We start from the raw sequence: 18,480 nt of genomic DNA, 5'->3' as shown, positions 1-18,480 counted from the left end.
CGCGATGAAGTCCGACATCCGGATCTGTTTGGCGTGGCGTGCGCGCCACGACCGCCCGGTGTACACCCTCTCTCCGAGCTGTCCAGACTGCGGCGCGAAAGCGGTGAACAGCGCGCCGGCGCCGTTCAACCCCGAGGACCCCTACGGCGAGTACCGACGCGCTCTTAAGCGCCGGAGCCGCGAGTGAGGGCATGGACGACGTAGAGGTCGAGGTACTCGCCGAGCCCGAACTCGACGAGCCGGTGCTGATCGAGGGGCTCCCCGGCGTCGGGCACGTCGGCACCCTCGTCGCCGAACAGCTGATCGAGGAACGCGAGGGCGAACCGATCCGGCGGCTCTACTCCGAACACCTCCCGCCACAGGTGAGCGTCGACGAGTCCGGGCTGGCCGAACTGGTCTCCGTCGAGCTCCACCACGTCCCCACCGACGGCCGGGACCTGCTCGTGCTCACGGGCGACCAGCAGGCCGCGAGCGGCATCGGCCACTACCGTATCGCCGACGCCGTCCTCGACGCCGCCGAGGAGACCGGCGTCGAGCGCGTGTTCGCGCTCGGCGGGATCCCAACCGGCGAGCTCGTCGAGGACCACGCCGTCCTCGGGGCGGCCACCGACGAATCGCTGATCGAGACCCTCGAGGACGCGGGCGTCGAGTTCCGCGAGAACGAGCCCGAGGGCGGCATCGTCGGGATCAGCGGCCTGCTCGTGGGGCTGGGCGGCCGGCGTGGCTTCGAGGCGGCGTGTCTGATGGGAGAGACCAGCGGCTACCTCGTCGATCCCAAGAGCGCTCAGGCGGTGCTGGGCGTCCTCGAGGAGCTGCTCGGGCTCGACGTCGACCTCACCCAGCTCGAGGAGCGCGCCGACGAGATGGAGGACGTCGTCGAGCGGATGCAGGAGATCGAGAACCAGAACGTCCCGACCGACGACGACCTGCGCTACATCGGCTGACTCGGTCGGGAACCTTCTTTATCGTCGATCCCCTACGCCGGAGCGTGCAGTCGGATCCCGTGTTGGTCCTCCCCTGGTGGCTGGTCGTCGGCGTCCTCGTCGGGCTAGCCATCGGCGTCGTCATCGCCGCGGTCTTCGTGATCGGATCGCGACTCTTCCCCGACGACGAGCGGACGGACGGCGGCGTGAACGCCACGAGCCGAAAAGGCACGGAGATCCGTCACTATCTGCGGGCCATCGGCGAGGAGTTCGTCGAGGACTACGATCTGAACGGCCAGCCGGTCGCTTTCTACCTCCCCCGACGTGACGTGGCGATCACGTTCGACGCCCGCGCGTACTTCCGGATCGAGGCCAGCGACACCTACGCCGTACTGGTCGAACACGAGATGCCGAGCATTCACCTCGGACGACGCCTCCCGTTCGAGACGCCCGAGTTGACCACGAGGGCCGACGACGGGGAGACGACCGCCGCGTTCGCGCTTCTGGGGCTCGAGACCGACGCCACGGAGAGCGAGATCCGCTCGGCCTACCGCCAGAAGGTCAAACGCGTTCACCCCGACCAGGGTGGCGATCCCGAGACGTTCCGGCGGGTTCGCGACGCCTACACGACCGCACACGCCCACGCCGCCGACCGGGAGGGCGAGGCGACGGCGCCGGCCACCTCGTGAGCAGTGACTCCCGGGTTCGGTCGGCCCTCGCGCGATCCGACGGCCCACCCGCAATGGCCCGATCCCTGGAACGATGGCGTAAACCCGACAGCCTCATGGCCCGAGCCGCCGAGTGATTGCCCGTGCTCGAGGAGGCCGTCTTCCACGATCGTGCCGTCTTCTTTCCGGACACGGGAGCGCTCGTCCTCGCGGACGTCCATCTGGGCCGGGATCGCGCCTCGAACGTCGATCTCCCGCTGGGCGAGCGTGCGGACGTTCTCGACCGTCTGGAACGGCTGCTCGAGCGGTTCGACCCCGAGGAGGTGGTCGTCGCCGGTGACCTGCTCCACTCGTTCGACCGGGTTCCGTGGTCGGTCGAGCGAACCCTCGCCGCGATCGAGGAAGGCGTCGCCGAGGCCGGCGCGGCGCTGGTCGCCGTCGAGGGCAACCACGACACGATGCTCGGCTCGCTGCTCGAGACCGCTCCCGAACACGCCGTCGGCGAGGCGCTGGTCACCCACGGCCACGAGCTCCCGGACGCGGACGCGTCGCTGTACGTGATCGGTCACGAACACCCGGCGATCACGATCGAGGGCCGAAAGCGCCCCTGTTATCTCGTCGGTCCCGCCGTCCCCGGCGGCCGGGCGCTCGTCCTGCCGGCGTTCACCCGACTGGCCCCCGGAACCGACGTCTCGCGGAGGCGCCGGTTTCGCTCGCCGCTGCTCGCCGAGCCGGGCGAGTACCGACCGATCGTTCGCGACGAGGACGCCGATGAGACGCTGTGGTTCCCGCCGCTCGCGGAGTTCCGCGCCATGCTCTGAGCGTCCGAGGGCGCCTCGGCCGTCACTCGACGTCTTCGACGACCGCGTCAGCCGCGCGCGCACCGCCCTCCATCGCGCCCTGGATCGCCGACCACTCGACGTAATCGCCCGCGAGGTAGACCGGCCCCGACGGCGCGCGTACGTCGGGACGTTCCCTGTAGAAGCCGGGCGGTTGGACGAACTGTGCGAACGGGATCCGGTCGGTGTGCAGCGGGGAGAGCGACTCGAGGGAGCGTGCGGGGTACCACGAGGAGAGCGCCTCGCGGGTCCGTGCAGCGAGCTCCTCGTCGCTCTCGTCCGGTTCGCCGAGGAACGTCGCGCTCAACAGCGTCTCGCCGTCGGGCGCGTACTCCGGAGCGACGGCGGTGTGGTCGACGACGTGGTTCGGCGTCTCCCCGTCGGCGTTGAGCAGCAGCCGTCGACCCGCGTCGAGTTCGCCGTCGAAGGCGTACCACTGGGTGACACAGCCGCGCGCCTCGGTCGGGATCGACCCGACGCCGGTGAGTTCGCGGGCAGTGCGCGGGTCGGTCGCGACGACGACCGCGTCGGGAGCGAGGGTCTCGTCGCCGGCGACGACGGTCGCTCCCTCGCCGTCTCCCTCGACGGAGTCGACCGCTCGTCCGGTCTCGATCGCCGCGCCGGCCTCCCGGGCGGCGCCGGCGAGCTGTCGGCTGATCGCGCCCATCCCCTCCGCGGGGACGGCGATCTCCCCGCGCGCGAGCATCGTGAAGGTGTAGTCGAACGTCGCCGCCGAACTCGAGAGCGAGCGATCGAGCGTGATCCCGCCGTAGAAGGGCGCGGCGAAGTTCTCGACGAACCGCTCGGAGAAGCCGCGTTCGAGCAGCGCCGCCCGGATCGTCTGGTCGCCGCCGTCGAAGAGTGTCTCGGGATCGACGCCCGAGAGCCGGCGGCGAAGCGCGAGCGTCCGGAGCTTGTCGAGCGTCGACACCTCGGTGTTGACCGTCGACTCCGCGAGCGCCCTCGGATCGCGAAGCGGGTCCGAGAGGACCGAGCGGCTTCCGGGCCGGGCGAGCACCGCGCCAGGCTTGAACCGTCGCAGGTCGAGGGCGTCGTAGTCGAGTTCACGGCGGGCGGTCGGGTAGGCGGTGAACAGCACCTGAAAGCCCCGGTCGAACGTGTAGCCGTCCTCGTGGGTCGAGCGGACCCGGCCGCCGACCTCGGCTTCGCGCTCGAGCAGCGTTACCTCCGCACCGCGGCTCCCGAGCCGGCGGGCCGCGACCAGCCCCGCCAGTCCCCCACCGACGACCACGACGGACGCGTCCATGAGCGCGGTTGGGAGCCGACCGCCAAACCTCTGGCGGGTTCGACGGTCTCCGGCTCGTCCCTCGAACGTCCTCGTCACCGAAGACATTAGGCGTCCGCCGGCAAGCCACGGGTATGGAAACGACGGCCGCGTTCGCCGGGCTGACGTGCGTCGACTGCGACGGGCGCTTCGACCCTGAGGTGGCGACCCACCGCTGTCCCGGCTGCGGGGGGATCCTCGACCCGACCTACGAGTACGACGCGATCGAGGTCGATCACGGGACCTTCGACGAACGACCGTTCGAGTCGATGTGGCGCTACGAGGAGCTGTTGCCCTTCCCCCGGGAGGCCGCGGTGACGATGGACGAGGGGGCGACCCCGCTGGTCGACTGCCCGGGGATGGCCGACGAACTCGGCGTCGAGCGCGTGGTGATCAAGGACGAGGGCCGGAACCCGACGGGGAGCTTCAAGGACCGCGGTCAGACGGTCGCGCTGACGGCGGCGCGCGAACACGGCGCGAGCGACGTCGCGCTCGCCTCGGCGGGCAACGCGGGCCAGGCCGCCGCGGCGTACGCGGCGCGTGCGGGGGTCGACGCCCACGTCTTCCTGCCCGCGCGCTCGAACCACACCAACAAGGCGATGGTGAACGTCCACGGCGGCGACATGACGGTCGTCGGCGGGCGGATCGACGACGCGGGCGCGGCCTACGCCGACGCGATGGCCGAGGAGGAGTGGTACTCCGTCGGGACGTTCGTCACGCCGTATCGCCACGAGGGCAAGAAGACGATGCTCTACGAGATCGTCGAACAGCTCGACTGGGAGGTGCCGGACGCCGTCGTCTATCCGACGGGCGGCGGCGTCGGGCTCGTCGGGATGCACAAGGGGGCGAAGGAGCTCCGCGATCTGGATCTGATCGACGGGCTGCCGGCGATGTACGCCGCCCAAGCCTCGGGCTGTGCGCCGATCGTCGAGGCGTTCGAGGCGGGCCGCGGCCGCCACGAGCCCTGGGAGACCCCCGACACCATCTGCGGCGGGATCGAGATCCCCGACCCCGGGGCGAGCCCGCTGATCCTGGAGGCGCTGCGCGAGTCGGGAGGCGGCGCCGTTGCGACGGACGACGAGGAGATCCTCGAGAGCGCGATCGCCGTCTCGAAGGGCGAGGGATTGGAGATGGGCGCGACCCCTGCGGCCGCCGCGAGCGGCGCGTGGACGCTCGCGGCGGAGGGCGCGTTCGACGGGGACGACACCGTCGTGTTGCTCAACACCGCGAGCGCGAACAAGGACGCGGACGTCCTCCGGAGCCACCTGATGGGGAAGGGGATCTGAACGACCCTCCGCAGCATGGTAGCGCGCCGCCCTGGGTTAGACGAAGAATACATACGCTTTAGTCAACTCTAATCCGATGGAGATGTCGAGCGACGCACCGGAGGAGCGCCTCGAGACGACCCCTCGTCCCGAACGAGCCGAGGAGCCGCCCTATCCTCCCGGATCGAGAAACGAAGCGGAGACCGGGGTCGAGGACGCATGACGGGCTGGGTCGAGGTGCTGGTGATCGCCTTCGCCGCACAGCTGTTCGCGCTTCCCGGCGAGAAGGGACAGTTCGTCATCGCCGGACTTGCGACGAGGTTCCACCCGCTCGTCGTCGTCGCCGGCGCCAGCTGTGCGTTCGGCGGCTGGACGGTTCTCGAGATCGCGCTCGGCCAGGCGCTTCAAGGGGCGCTCCCGAAGCTGTACCTCGACGCCGCGACCGCCGCGCTGTTCGTCGCGTTCGCGGCGCTCCTGATCTACTCGGCGCCCGAGAAGGGCACATCGACTGCGACGGACGGCGGGCTGCTCCCTGATATCGACGTCGGCGACGGCGGTCGGCTGGCCGGGTTCGTCCCCTCGTTCTCGGTGATGGCGCTCGGCGAGTTCGGCGACAAGACCCAGATCGTCACCATCGGGCTCGCGGCCCGGTACGCCGAAGGGTCGGCGATCTGGCTGGGTGAGATGCTGGCGATCGTGCCCGTGAGCCTCGTGAACGCGTACTTCTTCGATCGGTTCGCCCATCGGTTGGAGGCGTACGACGGGAAGCGCTATCTCTACTTCTGTTCCGCGGCGGTGTTCCTCCTGTTCGCCGCGGACGTCGTCCTCGAGCACGCGATCGGCGTCTCGTTGCTTCCGCTGTAGGCGACGACGCACCGCCCGCTGGCGCGCGATTTTTGGTGGTTCGCGGTCGACGACGATACGTGTCGTCGATCGTCGCAGCCGTCGCCGGCGTCGTGCTCGGGCTCTCGCTCGCGGCGCCGCCGGGACCGATGAACGCCGTCATCGCCGAGGAGAGCGCCGTCCGAGGGTGGATCGCGGGATTTCGAGCCGGACTGGGCGCGATGAGCGCCGACGCCTGCTTCCTCCTCGTCGCGCTCGCCGGCGTCGCGACCGTGCTGCGGGACGCCCCGACGCTGCGGGCAGTGATGACCGGCGTCGGCGGCGTTCTCATGCTCTACTTCGCGCTCGACGCCGCCAGGAGCGCCCGCGAGTCGTTCGGCGGTCGCGAGGCCGGCCCCTCGAGGGGGTTTCGACGGACGTTCGTACTCTCGCTCACCAACCCGTATCAGGTCCTCTGGTGGCTCACGGTCGGCGTGACGCTGCTCGATTCCGGCAGCCTCGCGTTCACGGTGCCCGCCGCGGGGACGATCGCGGTCTCGACGGGGAGCGTCGCCATCGTCGTCGGCTTCTTCGCCGGGATCGCGCTCTGGATCACGGCGTTTCCCGCGACGCTGGTCGCGCTCGGCCGACGGATCGACGGGTTCGCGCCGCTGGTCGCGGGCGCGAGCGCCGCGGTGCTCGCGGGGTTCGGCCTGCTGTTTCTCTACCGGGCGGCCGTGACGCTATAGCCCCTCGGGCGGCTCGCAGTCCATCTCGGGCACCTCGCTCTCGAGCCACTCGCGAAACCAGCGCACCCGCTTGAGCCGCTCGTGGGCCATGCTCCGTGCGGTGTCGCTCTCGACGCGCGAGACCGCCTCCTTTCCGCGTTCGTACACCCGGTCGACGATCGTCGCGGCGTCCATGTGCGTTCGGGCCTCGTAGCCCATGCGAAGCAGCATCAGCGCGGTGCCGTTCGCGCCGACCTTATCGAGCAGGTCGGCCTCGATGAGACAGCGCGCCTCGAGCGAGACGGCGTCCAGTTCGCCCTGGTGGGAGTGGGCCTCGATCGCGTTACATACCCGGTCGATGAACGACCCGGGGACCGACGTTCGCGAGGAGAGGTACTCGCGGGCGACGCGCGCGCCCTCCTCGGCGTGGACGTCCTGGTCGGCGTCGAGTTTGGCGACGTCGTGAAACAGCGTCGCGACCCGGACCACGTCGACGTCAGCTCCCTCCTTGCGGGCGATCTCCGTCGCGAGCGAGAGGACGTTCAGCGTGTGGTTGAAGCGGTACTCCGCGGAGTGCCACGGGTACCATCGCATCCGGCCCCCCTCGTCCTCGTTCTTGACGCTCGCGTCGAGGTACTCGTAGACGAACCGCTTCATCGACTCGAACTCGGCGTCGGAGACGGGCGTCTCCTTGATTTCAACGCCCATAGAACCGCCTCCGCAGATCCGTGTCGTCGTTCATTGTTAACTACGAAGAGGTCTGTTTTACTCTTTAGCGTTACGACGGGACGGCGGCCGTTTCCCTCCGATCCCTCGTCGACGGCATCGACGCTTATGCGCGTCGAACGAGTACACCCCCCGTGACCGAACCGCTCTACCTCGAGGACTCGACGGTCAGAACGTTCGAGGCGACGGTCGAGCGCGCCGACGGCGAGCGCGTCGTCCTCGATCGAACCCACTTCTACCCGACGGGCGGCGGCCAGCCCCACGATACCGGCGTCCTCCGAACGGACGGAGGCCGCGCCCGCGTCGTCGACGTGCAGGGACGGAACGTGATCCACCACACGCTCGAGGGCGAAGTCCCCGAGCCCGGGACGACCGTCCGTGGTGAACTCGACTGGGAGCGCCGTCTGGCACACATGCGCTACCACACCGCCCAGCACCTGCTCTCGGCGCTGTTGCTCGCGGAGTACGACGCGCCGACGGTCGGAAACCAGCTCTACGCGGACCACGCCCGCCTCGACTGTCGGTATCCCCGGTTCGACGAACGGGACCTCGACGACGTCGAACGCCGGCTGAACGAACTGATCGACGAGGGTCGGCCGGTGCGGTGGTACACGCTCGAGCGCGAGAGCGCGGAGCGCGAACTCGATCCCAAGCGGACCCGTCTCGATCTCCTGCCCGAGTCGATCACCGAGGTGCGGATCGTCGAGATCGGAACGGAGCACGAGTCCGAGTCCGAGTCCGGCGGTCCGAACGGTCGCCGGTCGGCGGCCGGAGAGGCGTACGACAGGACCGCGTGTGCGGGCACGCACGTCTCGAACACGGCCGATATCGGCCGCGCGACGGTGACGGGACGACGGACGCAGGGAAGTGATGGGGAACGTCTCGAGTTCGTCCTCGGAGACGAATAGGTTATCTCGATCGGGGACGGAGGAAAGCCGTGCGCATCGAGAACAGCTTCATCTTCGTCGACGGGGTCGGCGAACGCACCGAACGGCGCCTGTGGGAGGCGGGAGTCACCCACTGGGACGCCTTCGCCGACTGCGACGTACTGGGGCCGAAGACGAACGCGAGCGTCGATCGGGCGCTCGAGGCCGCCCGCGAGGCGCTCGCCGCCGAGAACACGCGTTTCTTCGCCGATCGGCTCCCCGCGAAGCGTCGCTGGCGGCTCTTCGAGAACGCCCGCGAGAACGCCTGTTTCTTCGACATCGAGACCACCGGGCTGGATCGGTACTCCGACGAAGTGACGACCGTCAGCTTCCACCGCGGGGGCGAGACGCGGACGCTCGTCGCCGGCCGGAACCTCACGCCCGAGGCGCTCGATCGCGAACTCGATCGGGCGTCGCTGCTCGTCTCGTTCAACGGCGCGCGCTTCGACGTCCCCTTCCTCGAGACCGCGTTCGACCGCTCGATCGACACTCCGCACCTGGACCTCATGTACCCCTGTAAGCGGCTCGGCCTCGAGGGCGGGCTGAAGGCGATCGAACGCGAACTCGGCATCGAACGCGCTGACGACGACGTCGACGGCCGGGAAGCCGTCCGGCTCTGGCACCGCTACGAGCGCGGCGACGAGGACGCGCTCGATCGCTTGGTTCGGTACAACCGCGCGGACGCGCGCAACCTGGAGGCGATCTCGGGACGCGTCGTCGACGCGCTCGATCGCGAGGTCTTCGAAGCGTATCGCTAACCCGCCCGACTCGGTTCGGGGGCCCGCTCGAAGCGGCCGGTACGGCGATCCAGAGTACTCGGTCCGTCGGTCGGCCGATCCCGGTTGGACGAGGCCGATCTTATAGACCACGCACCGGCATGCCGGTCACTCTTGCGATTAGTGCGACAACATATCATATGACACGGGAGGTGGTAGTCGCGATCGACGACTCGGATCCGGCCAGGGCTGCCCTGGAACACGCTCTGAGACGGTTCGCCGACGCGACGATCACCGTTCTCCACGTGATCGACGCCGACCAGTCCGACGGCAGCATTCGCCAGCGAGTGCTCCCGACCGAGTACGACGCATACCGCAACGCGGCCGAAGAGACCGCCGAAACCGTTCTGGAGAACGCCCGCGCGTACGCCGACGAACACGGGTTGACGGTCACGACTGCCACGCGCTACGGCAGGCCCGCCCGTCAGATCGTCGCGTACGCCGAGGAGAACGACGTCGACAGGATCGTCATCGGGACCCACGATCGATCCGGGCTCTCGCGACTGCTTCTCGGCAGTCTGTCGGAGCTCGTCGTACTGCGGTCGTCGGTTCCGGTCACGACCGTGAGCGAACCGACCACCACCGGATCGACGACTCCGGCTCGGAAGGCTCACCGGGAACTGATCTCGAGAGTGACGGATGGATCTCCACCGTCCCTCCGACGGTGTCCGGGTTGTGCCGTCACCCTCCACACCCGATCGGAGTTCTGTCCAGGCTGTCTGGGGGTGACCCTCCCGCTCGGCCAAACGCCCGCCTGAGCCGTCGCTGCTCCGGAATCACGCCGGCCCGTTCCCCGACACCGTGGAACGGATCGCCGGGGATCGGTCGACCTCGCCGTTCGAGTCGGGAGGGACGAGCGAGTCTCGGCGGGCAGAACTGGCGACACGCCGCGAGGATCGTTCTCACTCCTCGAAGTCGTGTCCGTCGCTTCGACCCCCCTCGATCACGTGGGTCTCGATCAGGTTGCGGTGTGCGCGGCGGAGCTGCTCGGAGAGCGACTGGTGGGACGTTCCCCGTGATTCGGCGAGCTCGCCCAGCGTCGTTCGACGCGGGATGTCGTAGTAACCCAGATCGAACGCCTCGATCACCGTTTTCTGCTGGTTCTCGGTCAGGAGCGACGTCCCCTCGTCGCCACCTTTGGCCCGATAAACCCGGATGACGTCGACGGCAAGCCCCTCCCGTCGGCACTCCTCGTAGCTTCGCGAGAGCGACTCGTGCGTCGGGTACAGCAACCGGAAGAACCAGCAGTCCGTCCCGCCGGTCGCGTGGAGAACGGCGCCGCCCTCCTCGATCAGCCGGAGGACGACGTCGGCGTCCCGCGACCACTCCATCTCGTACAGGACGCTGCCGTCGCTCTTCTCGGTGAGCCGGCGGTAGGAGCCGACCGAGGGGTCGGCGTCGAACGCCGACTCGAGCCGGTCGACGCCGACACCGGAGACCCAGACGAACGGGGAAACGACGTCGTCGTGGGCGACGATCTCCTGAACGTCGAATTCGATCTCGTCGAACTGCGTCAGCGTGTCGCTCATCGCGATCCGGTCCGACGGGATTTCGAACTCCACGATGACAGCTGTCATTGGTCGTGTAAGACGGCGCTACCGGATAGCTATAGTGATCGTCGTACCGCCGTCGCTCCGCGGGGCCTCTCCTCTCGGGTTCGAGACCCACCTCACGTGGCGTCGGTCGTGAGGCGTAAATCGCGGCGACGCCTACCGGTGTCATGACCGTCGACGAGGCGCTGTTGTTGCGCGTCGGGATCGACACCGGCACCGGCGGCGCCCACGGCCCGCTGTTTCCCGACGGGCGCTTCGAGTACGTCCCTATCCCGGAGTCGAAGGAAACCGAAGAACGCCGGACGTACGCCGACCTCCTCGGACGCCACGGCGAGGCGCTCTCGACGTACGTCCCCCACCTCGCCGATCGCGTCCCCCATTACGACCCCGAGTTCACCACCTACACCTACGGCGACGTCGGGAGGATCAAGTGCTCACAGCTCTCGCGGCTCACCGATGGCGACCTGCTGGTGTTCTATGCCGGACTCGAACCGATCGACGGCTCGGGTCCCGCGCGGCTGTACGCCATCGGCTATCTCACCGTGAGCGAGGTCTGCGACCTCGAGGCGATGAACCGGGACGAGCGGACGGCCGCGTGCGAGCGTTTCCCCCACAACGCCCACGTGAAACGGGCGGCCCTCGGCCCGGACTCCCGGGCGAGCGACCGGTATCCCGTGATCGTCCGGGGGAAGCCGACGCGAAGCGGCCTGTTCGCTCGCGCCCGCCCGCTCGGGACCGACGAACGCCTCGTCAGACCCGAGGTCGCGCGGGCGATCGGGTTCGAGGGCGATCTGACCCGGGCGGGCGCGGCCCGGATCCTCGACGTCGACCGAATCGCGGAGATCCGGCGGTGGCTCGACGGCGACCTGCCGTGAGCGGGGCTTTTCACTCCCCCGCCCGCAGGGTTCGACATGGAGTTTCCCGCCGCCGAGACGATCACGGGGACGCTCGACCCCGTCGAGTTCCCGGAGTTCGCGACCGTCGAGTACGACCCCCCGACGCCCGAGTGTGACGACCCGGCCGCGGCCGCACACGAGGCAGTTGGCGACCTGCCGCTGGAGGACCTCCCGGCAGGCGCGACCGTCGCCGTCGGTCTGGGAAGTCGCGGCATCACCGACGTCGTCCCGGTCGCGCGGGCGACGATCGATGAACTGCGCGATCGGGGGTTCGATCCCGTCGTCGTACCCGCGATGGGCTCGCACGGTGGAGCGACGCCCGAGGGCCAGCGCGAGACGCTCGCGGGGATCGGACTCACCGAGGAGGCGCTCGACTGTCCGATCGACGCCCGGATGGAGGTCGAATCGGTGGGCGCCGGGAACGAACCCGTCTACCTCGCACGCGCGGCCCTCGAGGCCGACGCGATCCTCGCGGTCAACCGCGTGAAACCCCACACGAACTTCGACGGCCCGATCGAGAGCGGGCTCTGTAAGATGCTCGCCGTCGGTTTCGGCAAGCACCGCGGCGCGCAGGCGATCCACCGACGGGCGCTGGATCGCGGCTACGTCCCCGTCCTCACCGACGCCCTCGAGCGGATCCTCGAGTCGACGACCGTCCTAGGGGGGATCGCAATCGTCGAGAACTTCCACGACCAGACGGCTCGCGTCGAGGGCGTACCCGGGGATCGGATCCTCGAACGCGAGCCGGCGCTCCTCGAGCTCGCGCGCGAGGAAATGCCGACGCTCCCGTTCGACGCGCTCGACGTGCTGGTCGTCGACCGCATCGGCAAGGACGTCTCGGGAGCGGGGATGGACACGAACGTGATCGGTCGCTACGAGGTGCTCAACGCCGACGAGCCCGGGTCGCCGGAGATCGACCGAATCGTCGTCCGCGGGCTCACCGAGGCGACCCATGGCAACGGCCAGGGTATCGGGCTGGCCGACCTCACCACCGTCGACGTCCTCGAGTCGCTGGACCTGGATCAGGTCTACACCAACGCGCTAACGAGCAGTTCGCTCTCGAAGGCCCGCCTCCCGGTCGCGCTGCCGACCGACGAGCACGCGCTGACCGCGGCGGTCTCGACGATCGGCTCGTACGACCCCGCCGAGGCGCGCATCGCCTGGATCGAGGACACGGGCCATCTCTCGCGGTTTCGAGTCTCCGAGGCGCTGGCGGCGAACCTCCCCGAGCACTGTTCGACCACTCGCCACGAACGACTGGTCTTCGAGGACGGATCGCCCCGATTCGAGGATCGATAGACCCGCGCCGTTCGGCGAGTCCGGACGGCTCCGAACGACGCTCGAACCGATGGCGATTAACCCATCATTAGTAAAATATGTATGTTTTCTTATATTCGCCTATGAACGATCACCGATCGAACGCCACCAGGCGAACGGTCCTAGCGATCCTCGGTGCCGGGGCTCTCGCGGGCTGTCTCGAGCGTGACTCGAGCGAGGAGGTCGACGACGTCGCGAGCGCGTCGCCGGCCCCCGAATCGGAATCGAGCCCCGAGTCCGAAACCGAGCCGGAGCCGGAACCGGAACCCCGGGAACCGACGCTGTGGCTCGAGGAGGACTCACGGGACCGCTGTCGGGACGCCGGCGAGTCGTGGCGCGACTGCGAGGCGCTCGACGAGTGGGAGGTGCTCCAGGGATCGCTCGAGGTCGAGACGGACCGTACCTACGACGGCTCGCAGTGCGCGCATCTGACCGCCGATGGCGACGGGGGGACCGTCGTGCGGATCCCGATCGACGGCTACGACCTCTCGCGGACGACGTTCTCGCTCGCGGCGTACGTCGAGACGCCCGGCGACCACTACTCGCCGTTCTTCGACGTCAACGACCCCGCACACGACCAGCAGCTACACTTCCGCAGCCGCCACAAGATCGACGAGCCCGGCTGGCTTCGATACGATCTCGGAGTGACGTTTCGCTCGAACGCGGAGTCGGCCGACGAACCGTATCTCACCGTCGCCTGGTACGGAACCGACGTCGACTGGTACGTCGACGACATCCGCGCAGTGCCGGTCACCGAGGATCCCCACGTGATCGTCCAGTTCGACGACTCGCTGCGGACGACCTACGACACCGCCTATCCGATCATGCGCGAGTACGGGATCCCCGCGACGGTGTTCACGATCACCGGCCGGGTGGGCAACAGCCGGAGTCTCACCCTCGAGCAGATGCGGGAGATGCAGGACGACGGCTGGGAGTTCGGCAGCCACACGGTCTCCCACCCCCGACTGGGCGACCTCTCCCCCGAGGAACAGCGCGAGGAGCTCGAGGGATCGAAGCGGTGGCTGCTCGAGAACGGCTTCGAGGAGTCCGCCGGGCTGTTCGCCTACCCGTTCGGCTCGTTCACCGCGGAGACCGTCGACGTCGCTGCGGACTACTACTACTTCGCCACGCACGGCCAGCGCGGCGCGACCAACCGTACCGTCACGTCGCCGCTGTCCGCGAACCGTCATCCGGGCGACGATCCCGAGCGTTCGAAGGAGCTGGTGGACCTGTTGATGGACGAGACGGTGCCGACCGACACGCTGATCCTCTACTACCACGACGTGATCGAGGGCCACGAGACCTGGATCGATCCGAAGGGCTTCCGCGAGACGATGGCCTACATCAACGAGAAGGACGTCCCTCACCTGCGTACGAGCGACCTCTGGCGACACCAGCTGAACCGGGGTTGAACCGTCCCCGGCGACCGCCTCGGGACCGTCGATCGGTATACGCCCGTCGTCCGGTCGAAGGGGCGACGTCGGAGACTTCCGGAGAATGATTACACCACACTCTAGAATAAAATAACGAGTATCTTCATTAACGTCGCGTCGAGTCCCCTCAGAGGATGGGTGGGTATCCAGCGCATCGGAGTCGGGCGATATCGGTCGATGAACGTCGGACGGGCGGTACGAAGCGGGGGTTCACCTGATGGCGTCGAGACCTCGACGGGTCGTCAGCGAGTTCTTCACCGCGCTCGGCGCCGTCGCGAGTCGACTCGTCCAGCGATACCTCCGCTCGTGCTCGCGAACCAGGGGCCCTCGAGCCCGGGCGCGCTGGTGATGGCAGACGACTCCGGGACGGTCAACTTCATGCTCGACGCCGCCGGTTCGATCAGCATGACGACGTTCGTCCTCGATCCGGCGAACGCCCTCTCCAACGTCGTCCTGGTGCTGACGCTGCCGCTGATCCTGGTCGCACTGGCTCCCGATGCGGAGGCCGACCGGACGACACTGGACGGCGATCCGTTGTTCGACGCCAGCATCGCCGAGACGCTCGATCACTACTCTCCGCCGCCGCGCGAGAAGTACACCGCGGCCGACGTCCTCGAACAGTCCCCCCTCATCTCGATGGTGGCGGTGGTCATCGGAATGGCCTCCGTCGGGCTCTACTTCGCCACCGGCGGAGCGCTGACGCTGTTGTGGCTGCTCTTCTTCCTCATGATGCTGGGGCTGCTGGTTCACGTCCGCCCCATGGCGTTCCGGTCGAAGACCACCCGGACGACCCGGTGGGCGAACCACGTCGCGATCCCGTTCATGCTGTACGCGGTCGTCTTTGCGCTCCTCTCGGAGGCGGGGCTGTACGAGGCGGTCGGGAGCGCGCTCGCGCCCGGCGCGGTCGGATCGTTCCTCACGGCGCTCGGCCTCGGTCTCCTCATCCCCGATCCCGGCTCGGTCTGGGTCGTGGCGGGACCGGTGCTGGTCGGCGAGACGGAGCTCGTCACCTCGCTTGTGGCCGCCATGTACGGTGCGGGGCTCTCGAACCTCTGGCTCGGCTTCCTCTTTCTCGGAGTTCTCTCGATCGGCGGGTTCGACTGGCGCGAGTTCGTCCGCTACGCGGCGGTGATCACCCTCTACGTCTCCGTGGTGATCCTCTCGCTGGTGCTGGTGTTCTGATTCGGTTCTCCGCTCGATCGGCCGTTCCACCGAGCGGTCGCCTCATCGCTACGTCCCGGAAAAACGCGTTGAACGACCCTGAGTCGGGGCGATGGTGAACCGCGGTTGGCGCCCTTCGGTCGGTTCCGCGAGCCGAACCCCACAGTCGCCACGGAGGGAGGCGACCTTCCCGGGTCGACGTAGCGACCGGAGCCACCGAATCCCAACGCTTACTTCGCGTTCCGCGGTACTGGGGGCGTGGACGAAGTCGAACTGAGCACGGTCGTCTATCTGCCGCCCGAGGAGGTCTACGAGTTCCTCATCGACTTCCCCCGATACGCGAACTACTCCAAGTACCTCACCGACGTTCGCCAGCACGGCGACGGCTCGCCCGGCACGCAGTACGACCTCCGTCTGGCGTGGTGGAAGATCACCCACACGGCCCGGTCGGAGGTGACGGCGGTCGATCCCCCACACAGCATCGATTGGCGGCTCGTCAAGGACATCGACGCTCGGGGCCGGTGGTCGATCGAGGAGGTGCCCGAGGAGGCGCCCGAGGGGTACGAGACCGCCTCCCGGATCCGTCTGGAGGTCGGCTTCGACCCCGGCTCGGCCGACGGAAGCGCGATCGACCTTCCCCGGCTCGTCTCGATCGGCTGGGTGATATCGAAGGTCAAACCCCTCGTCCTCCAGGAGGCCGAACGCGTCGTCGAACGGGTCGTTGCCGACCTCGAGGGCGAGTCCCGCCCGATCGAACTGGTCGTCCACCAGAAACCGGACTCGATCTGAGGCCGAAGGGAAATACCCATACGCGGCGGCACCGAACCGCGCGACAATGACACTATCGGTGGTTTCGTGCGGGTGATCATCATCGGCGCGGGAGAGGTCGGCTCCTCCATCGCGGCCGATCTGTCCGATACCCATGAGGTCGTCGTGATCGACGTCGACGGCGACCGCGTCGACGAGCTGACCTACTCGGTCGACGCCCTCCCGATCAAGGGTGACGGTACCTCCGTGCCGGTTCTCGAGGAGGCCGGCATCGACGAGGCCGACATGCTGATCGCGAGCACCGACAACGACGAGACCAACATCGTCGCCTGCAGCGCCGCGAAGGCCGTGAGCGACGTCTTCACGATCGCGCGGGTGAAGAAGCCGGACCTGCTCGACACCTGGGAGCGCTCGGACAAGGCGTTCGGCGTCGACTTCATGGTCTGTACCGATCTGCTCGCCGCGGAGGCGATCGTCGCCCTCATCGGCCTGCCGGCGGCCCGCGACGTCGACCGCTTCGCAGGCGGGGCCGTCCAGATGGCGGAATTCCAGATCCCCGAGGACAGTCCCGTGACCGGCCACACCGTCGCGGAGGCCGATCGTTTCGACTCGCTCACCTTCGTCGGCGTGATCCGCGAGGACGACGTCGAGATCGCGAGCGGGGAGACCGTCCTCTCGGCGGACGACTACGTCGTCGTCATCGGCAGCCCCGAGAGCGTCCAGGGGTTCGCGGCCGAACTGACGCCGACCGAGACGCCCGACTCGGCCGAGCAGATCGTCATCATCGGGGGCAGCGAGATCGGCTTTCAGACCGCCCGAATGCTCGAGGAGCGCGGTCTGCGTCCCCGGCTGATCGAGTCCGATCACGACCGGGCGCGAGAACTCGCCGAACGGCTCCCGAAGACGATGGTCATGGAGAGCGACGCGACCGACATCGAGTTCCTCTCGCGCGAGCACATCGACGAGGCCGACGTCGTCGTGAGCGCGCTCACCCACGACGAGACCAACCTATTGATCTCGCTGCTCGCGAAACAGCTCGGTGCCAGACGGGCGGACGCGGTGGTCGAACACGGCGACTACGTCGATCTCTTCGAGGCGGTCGGCGTCGACGCCGCGGTCAACCCCCGCGAGGTGGTCGCCGAGGAGATCACCCGCTTCACCCACGAGGGGCGGGCGGAGAACGTCTCGCTGGTGCACAACGACCGGGCGGAGATCCTCGAGATCGAGATCGACGACGAGAGCATCCTCGCCGGCCGGAGCCTCGCCGACGCGATGGCCGATCTCCCGACGGAGGTGGTGATCGGCGCGATCACCCGTGACGGCGAGTGTATCATCCCTCGTGGGGAGACCGTCATCGAGCCGGGAGATCACGTCGTCGCGTTCATGAAGACCGAGTTCGTCGACGCCGTCACGGCAGCGCTGTGAGTCGGTAATACCTCTCCAGCGGTCTCGTGGAGGACGTCGGCGAGCGGCCCCGATCCACCGGCGGGCTCGGATCTCGGGATCCGATTCCGTCGGTGCGGTACGTATCTGTCGTCCGTCCGAAGTGCTGGTCGCATCCTCCCGATCGAGGGGTCGCTCGCGACCTACTCGACCTGGTCGCCCTCGTAGTCGCCACCGTATCGCATGAACATGTAGGCGAAGCCGAGGGTCGAGCCCAGCGCGACGGTGAGCGCGACCCCGACCGCCCGCGCCGCGCCCGGGAGCTGGACGCCTCCGGCGTCCTCCCCACCCTCGCCGCCACCCTCTGACTGGACCTCCTGGGTCTCGATGTCCTCGCCGACGGCGACGCCGCCGTGCATCCCCTGTCCGGTGTGGGGCTCACACTCGTACGTGGTGATGCCCCCCTCCTCGAAGGTGTTCTCGAAGGTGAACCCGGCCTCGTCGGTGACCTCGCTCGCGAACTCTCCCCCTTCGACCGCCGCGACGTTGTGGCCGCCGCCCTCGCCGGTCCACTCCCAGATCACGTTCGTGCCCGTGTCGACCCAGACCGCCGGCGGCGCGAACGCCAATCCGTCGTCGCCGGCGCCGACCTCGACGGTGGCCTCCTCCTGGCCGCGGAGGTCCTCGGTGCCGTCGTAGTTGTTCGCGTCCGTGACGAACGACGGCCAGGCGGGCTCGACGTTACCGCTCGCGCCGCCACTCTCGTTGCCGCCACCGCTTTCGTTGCCGCCGCTTTCGTTCCCTTCTCCGCTCTCGTTCCCCCCGCCGCTCTCGTTCCCCCCGCCGCTCTCGTTGCCACTCGCGTTTTCCTCCTGTGCGCTCGCCACCCCGCTCGCGGCGGCTGCTCCGGTAGCCGCGGTGGCGCCGAACGCCGTTTCCCGCATGAACGATCGGCGCGAGAGGTCCTTCGGATTCTCGTCGTCCTCGATCATACGCGGGGCTTGGGAACGC

Annotated in this window: 20 protein-coding genes and 1 pseudogene; 17 read left to right on the top strand and 4 right to left on the bottom strand. The window is 68.5% G+C overall.

Features of this window, described 5'->3' with window-relative positions; genetic code table 11:
- Positions 1-4 precede the first annotated feature (4 nt).
- From V0Z78_RS13210 to V0Z78_RS13195, 4 genes are all read left to right on the top strand, one after another.
- A complete protein-coding gene (locus tag V0Z78_RS13210) occupies positions 5-187 on the top strand; it encodes an RNA-protein complex protein Nop10 (RefSeq protein ID WP_336345104.1) in 183 nt (60 codons plus the stop codon).
- A 4-nt stretch (positions 188-191) separates the two neighbouring features.
- Complete coding sequence (locus tag V0Z78_RS13205) at positions 192-944, top strand: proteasome assembly chaperone family protein (RefSeq protein WP_336345103.1); 753 nt, start codon at positions 192-194, stop codon at positions 942-944.
- 44 nt (positions 945-988) lie between these two features.
- Positions 989-1,612, top strand: coding sequence for a J domain-containing protein (locus V0Z78_RS13200; protein ID WP_336345102.1), 624 nt, complete (start codon positions 989-991; stop codon positions 1,610-1,612).
- A 122-nt stretch (positions 1,613-1,734) separates the two neighbouring features.
- Positions 1,735-2,412 carry a metallophosphoesterase gene (locus V0Z78_RS13195; RefSeq protein WP_336345101.1) on the top strand — a complete coding sequence of 226 codons (678 nt, stop codon included), beginning with the start codon at positions 1,735-1,737 and terminating at the stop codon, positions 2,410-2,412.
- A 22-nt stretch (positions 2,413-2,434) separates the two neighbouring features.
- Here the strand turns inward: V0Z78_RS13195 and V0Z78_RS13190 are convergent, their stop codons facing one another.
- Complete coding sequence (locus V0Z78_RS13190) at positions 2,435-3,697, bottom strand: NAD(P)/FAD-dependent oxidoreductase (protein WP_336345100.1); 1,263 nt, start codon at positions 3,695-3,697, stop codon at positions 2,435-2,437.
- Positions 3,698-3,810: 113 nt separating this feature from the next.
- Here V0Z78_RS13190 and V0Z78_RS13185 point away from each other — a divergent pair, with 113 nt between their 5' ends.
- The 4 genes from V0Z78_RS13185 to V0Z78_RS13170 all read left to right on the top strand — a co-directional run bounded on the left by V0Z78_RS13185 (position 3,811) and on the right by V0Z78_RS13170 (position 6,551).
- Complete coding sequence (locus V0Z78_RS13185) at positions 3,811-5,001, top strand: threonine synthase (protein ID WP_336345099.1); 1,191 nt, start codon at positions 3,811-3,813, stop codon at positions 4,999-5,001.
- Positions 5,002-5,077: 76 nt separating this feature from the next.
- Entirely contained in the window at positions 5,078-5,203 is a 126-nt protein-coding gene (locus V0Z78_RS13180) for a hypothetical protein (RefSeq protein ID WP_336345098.1), read from the top strand.
- Positions 5,200-5,844 (top strand): TMEM165/GDT1 family protein, encoded by a 645-nt coding sequence (locus V0Z78_RS13175; protein ID WP_336345097.1) that lies wholly within the window; start codon positions 5,200-5,202, stop codon positions 5,842-5,844. Before V0Z78_RS13180 ends, V0Z78_RS13175 begins: the two co-directional genes overlap by 4 nt.
- A 59-nt stretch (positions 5,845-5,903) precedes the next feature.
- Entirely contained in the window at positions 5,904-6,551 is a 648-nt protein-coding gene (locus tag V0Z78_RS13170; protein ID WP_336345096.1) for a LysE family transporter, read from the top strand.
- On the opposite strand, the gene V0Z78_RS13165 is transcribed toward V0Z78_RS13170, so the two are convergent.
- Positions 6,546-7,238, bottom strand: a complete 693-nt coding sequence (locus V0Z78_RS13165) for an HD domain-containing protein (protein ID WP_336345095.1) — start codon at positions 7,236-7,238, stop codon at positions 6,546-6,548. The two genes, V0Z78_RS13170 and V0Z78_RS13165, sit on opposite strands and share 6 nt — an antisense overlap.
- A 152-nt stretch (positions 7,239-7,390) precedes the next feature.
- On the opposite strand from V0Z78_RS13165, the gene V0Z78_RS13160 reads away from it, so the two are divergent.
- The 3 genes and pseudogenes from V0Z78_RS13160 to V0Z78_RS13150 form a co-directional block, all read left to right on the top strand.
- Positions 7,391-8,164, top strand: coding sequence for an alanyl-tRNA editing protein (locus V0Z78_RS13160; RefSeq protein ID WP_336345094.1), 774 nt, complete (start codon positions 7,391-7,393; stop codon positions 8,162-8,164).
- A gap of 29 nt (positions 8,165-8,193) precedes the next feature.
- Entirely contained in the window at positions 8,194-8,940 is a 747-nt protein-coding gene (locus V0Z78_RS13155) for a ribonuclease H-like domain-containing protein (protein WP_336345093.1), read from the top strand.
- Between the two features lie 158 nt (positions 8,941-9,098).
- Positions 9,099-9,518, top strand: a pseudogene (locus V0Z78_RS13150) (universal stress protein); the annotation flags it as partial.
- Between the two features lie 342 nt (positions 9,519-9,860).
- Here the strand turns inward: V0Z78_RS13150 and V0Z78_RS13145 are convergent.
- Positions 9,861-10,535, bottom strand: coding sequence for a helix-turn-helix domain-containing protein (locus V0Z78_RS13145; RefSeq protein ID WP_336345091.1), 675 nt, complete (start codon positions 10,533-10,535; stop codon positions 9,861-9,863).
- Positions 10,536-10,678: 143 nt separating this feature from the next.
- Between V0Z78_RS13145 and V0Z78_RS13140 the strand changes: the two genes are divergently transcribed.
- From V0Z78_RS13140 to trkA, 6 genes are all read left to right on the top strand, one after another.
- Positions 10,679-11,386 (top strand): Nmad3 family putative nucleotide modification protein, encoded by a 708-nt coding sequence (locus V0Z78_RS13140; RefSeq protein ID WP_336345090.1) that lies wholly within the window; start codon positions 10,679-10,681, stop codon positions 11,384-11,386.
- 36 nt (positions 11,387-11,422) lie between these two features.
- Positions 11,423-12,706: a nickel pincer cofactor-dependent isomerase, group 22 gene (locus V0Z78_RS13135; protein ID WP_336345089.1), complete on the top strand. Its 1,284-nt coding sequence runs from the start codon at positions 11,423-11,425 to the stop codon at positions 12,704-12,706.
- A gap of 101 nt (positions 12,707-12,807) precedes the next feature.
- Positions 12,808-14,136 carry a polysaccharide deacetylase family protein gene (locus V0Z78_RS13130; protein ID WP_336345088.1) on the top strand — a complete coding sequence of 443 codons (1,329 nt, stop codon included), beginning with the start codon at positions 12,808-12,810 and terminating at the stop codon, positions 14,134-14,136.
- A gap of 369 nt (positions 14,137-14,505) precedes the next feature.
- A complete protein-coding gene (locus tag V0Z78_RS13125; protein WP_336345087.1) occupies positions 14,506-15,339 on the top strand; it encodes a TIGR00366 family protein in 834 nt (277 codons plus the stop codon).
- 237 nt (positions 15,340-15,576) lie between these two features.
- Positions 15,577-16,107: an SRPBCC family protein gene (locus V0Z78_RS13120; RefSeq protein ID WP_336345086.1), complete on the top strand. Its 531-nt coding sequence runs from the start codon at positions 15,577-15,579 to the stop codon at positions 16,105-16,107.
- Positions 16,108-16,173: 66 nt separating this feature from the next.
- Positions 16,174-17,511 (top strand): Trk system potassium transporter TrkA, encoded by a 1,338-nt coding sequence (trkA, locus tag V0Z78_RS13115; protein ID WP_336345085.1) that lies wholly within the window; start codon positions 16,174-16,176, stop codon positions 17,509-17,511.
- A 161-nt stretch (positions 17,512-17,672) separates the two neighbouring features.
- Here the strand turns inward: trkA and V0Z78_RS13110 are convergent, their stop codons facing one another.
- Positions 17,673-18,461 carry a halocyanin domain-containing protein gene (locus V0Z78_RS13110; protein WP_336345084.1) on the bottom strand — a complete coding sequence of 263 codons (789 nt, stop codon included), beginning with the start codon at positions 18,459-18,461 and terminating at the stop codon, positions 17,673-17,675.
- Positions 18,462-18,480 lie beyond the last annotated feature (19 nt).

Source organism: Halalkalicoccus sp. CG83 (assembly GCF_037081715.1).
GTDB lineage: Archaea > Halobacteriota > Halobacteria > Halobacteriales > Halalkalicoccaceae > Halalkalicoccus > Halalkalicoccus ordinarius.
Note: the sequence above shows the minus strand (reverse complement) of the source record. Positions and strands in the feature narration are given on the sequence as shown.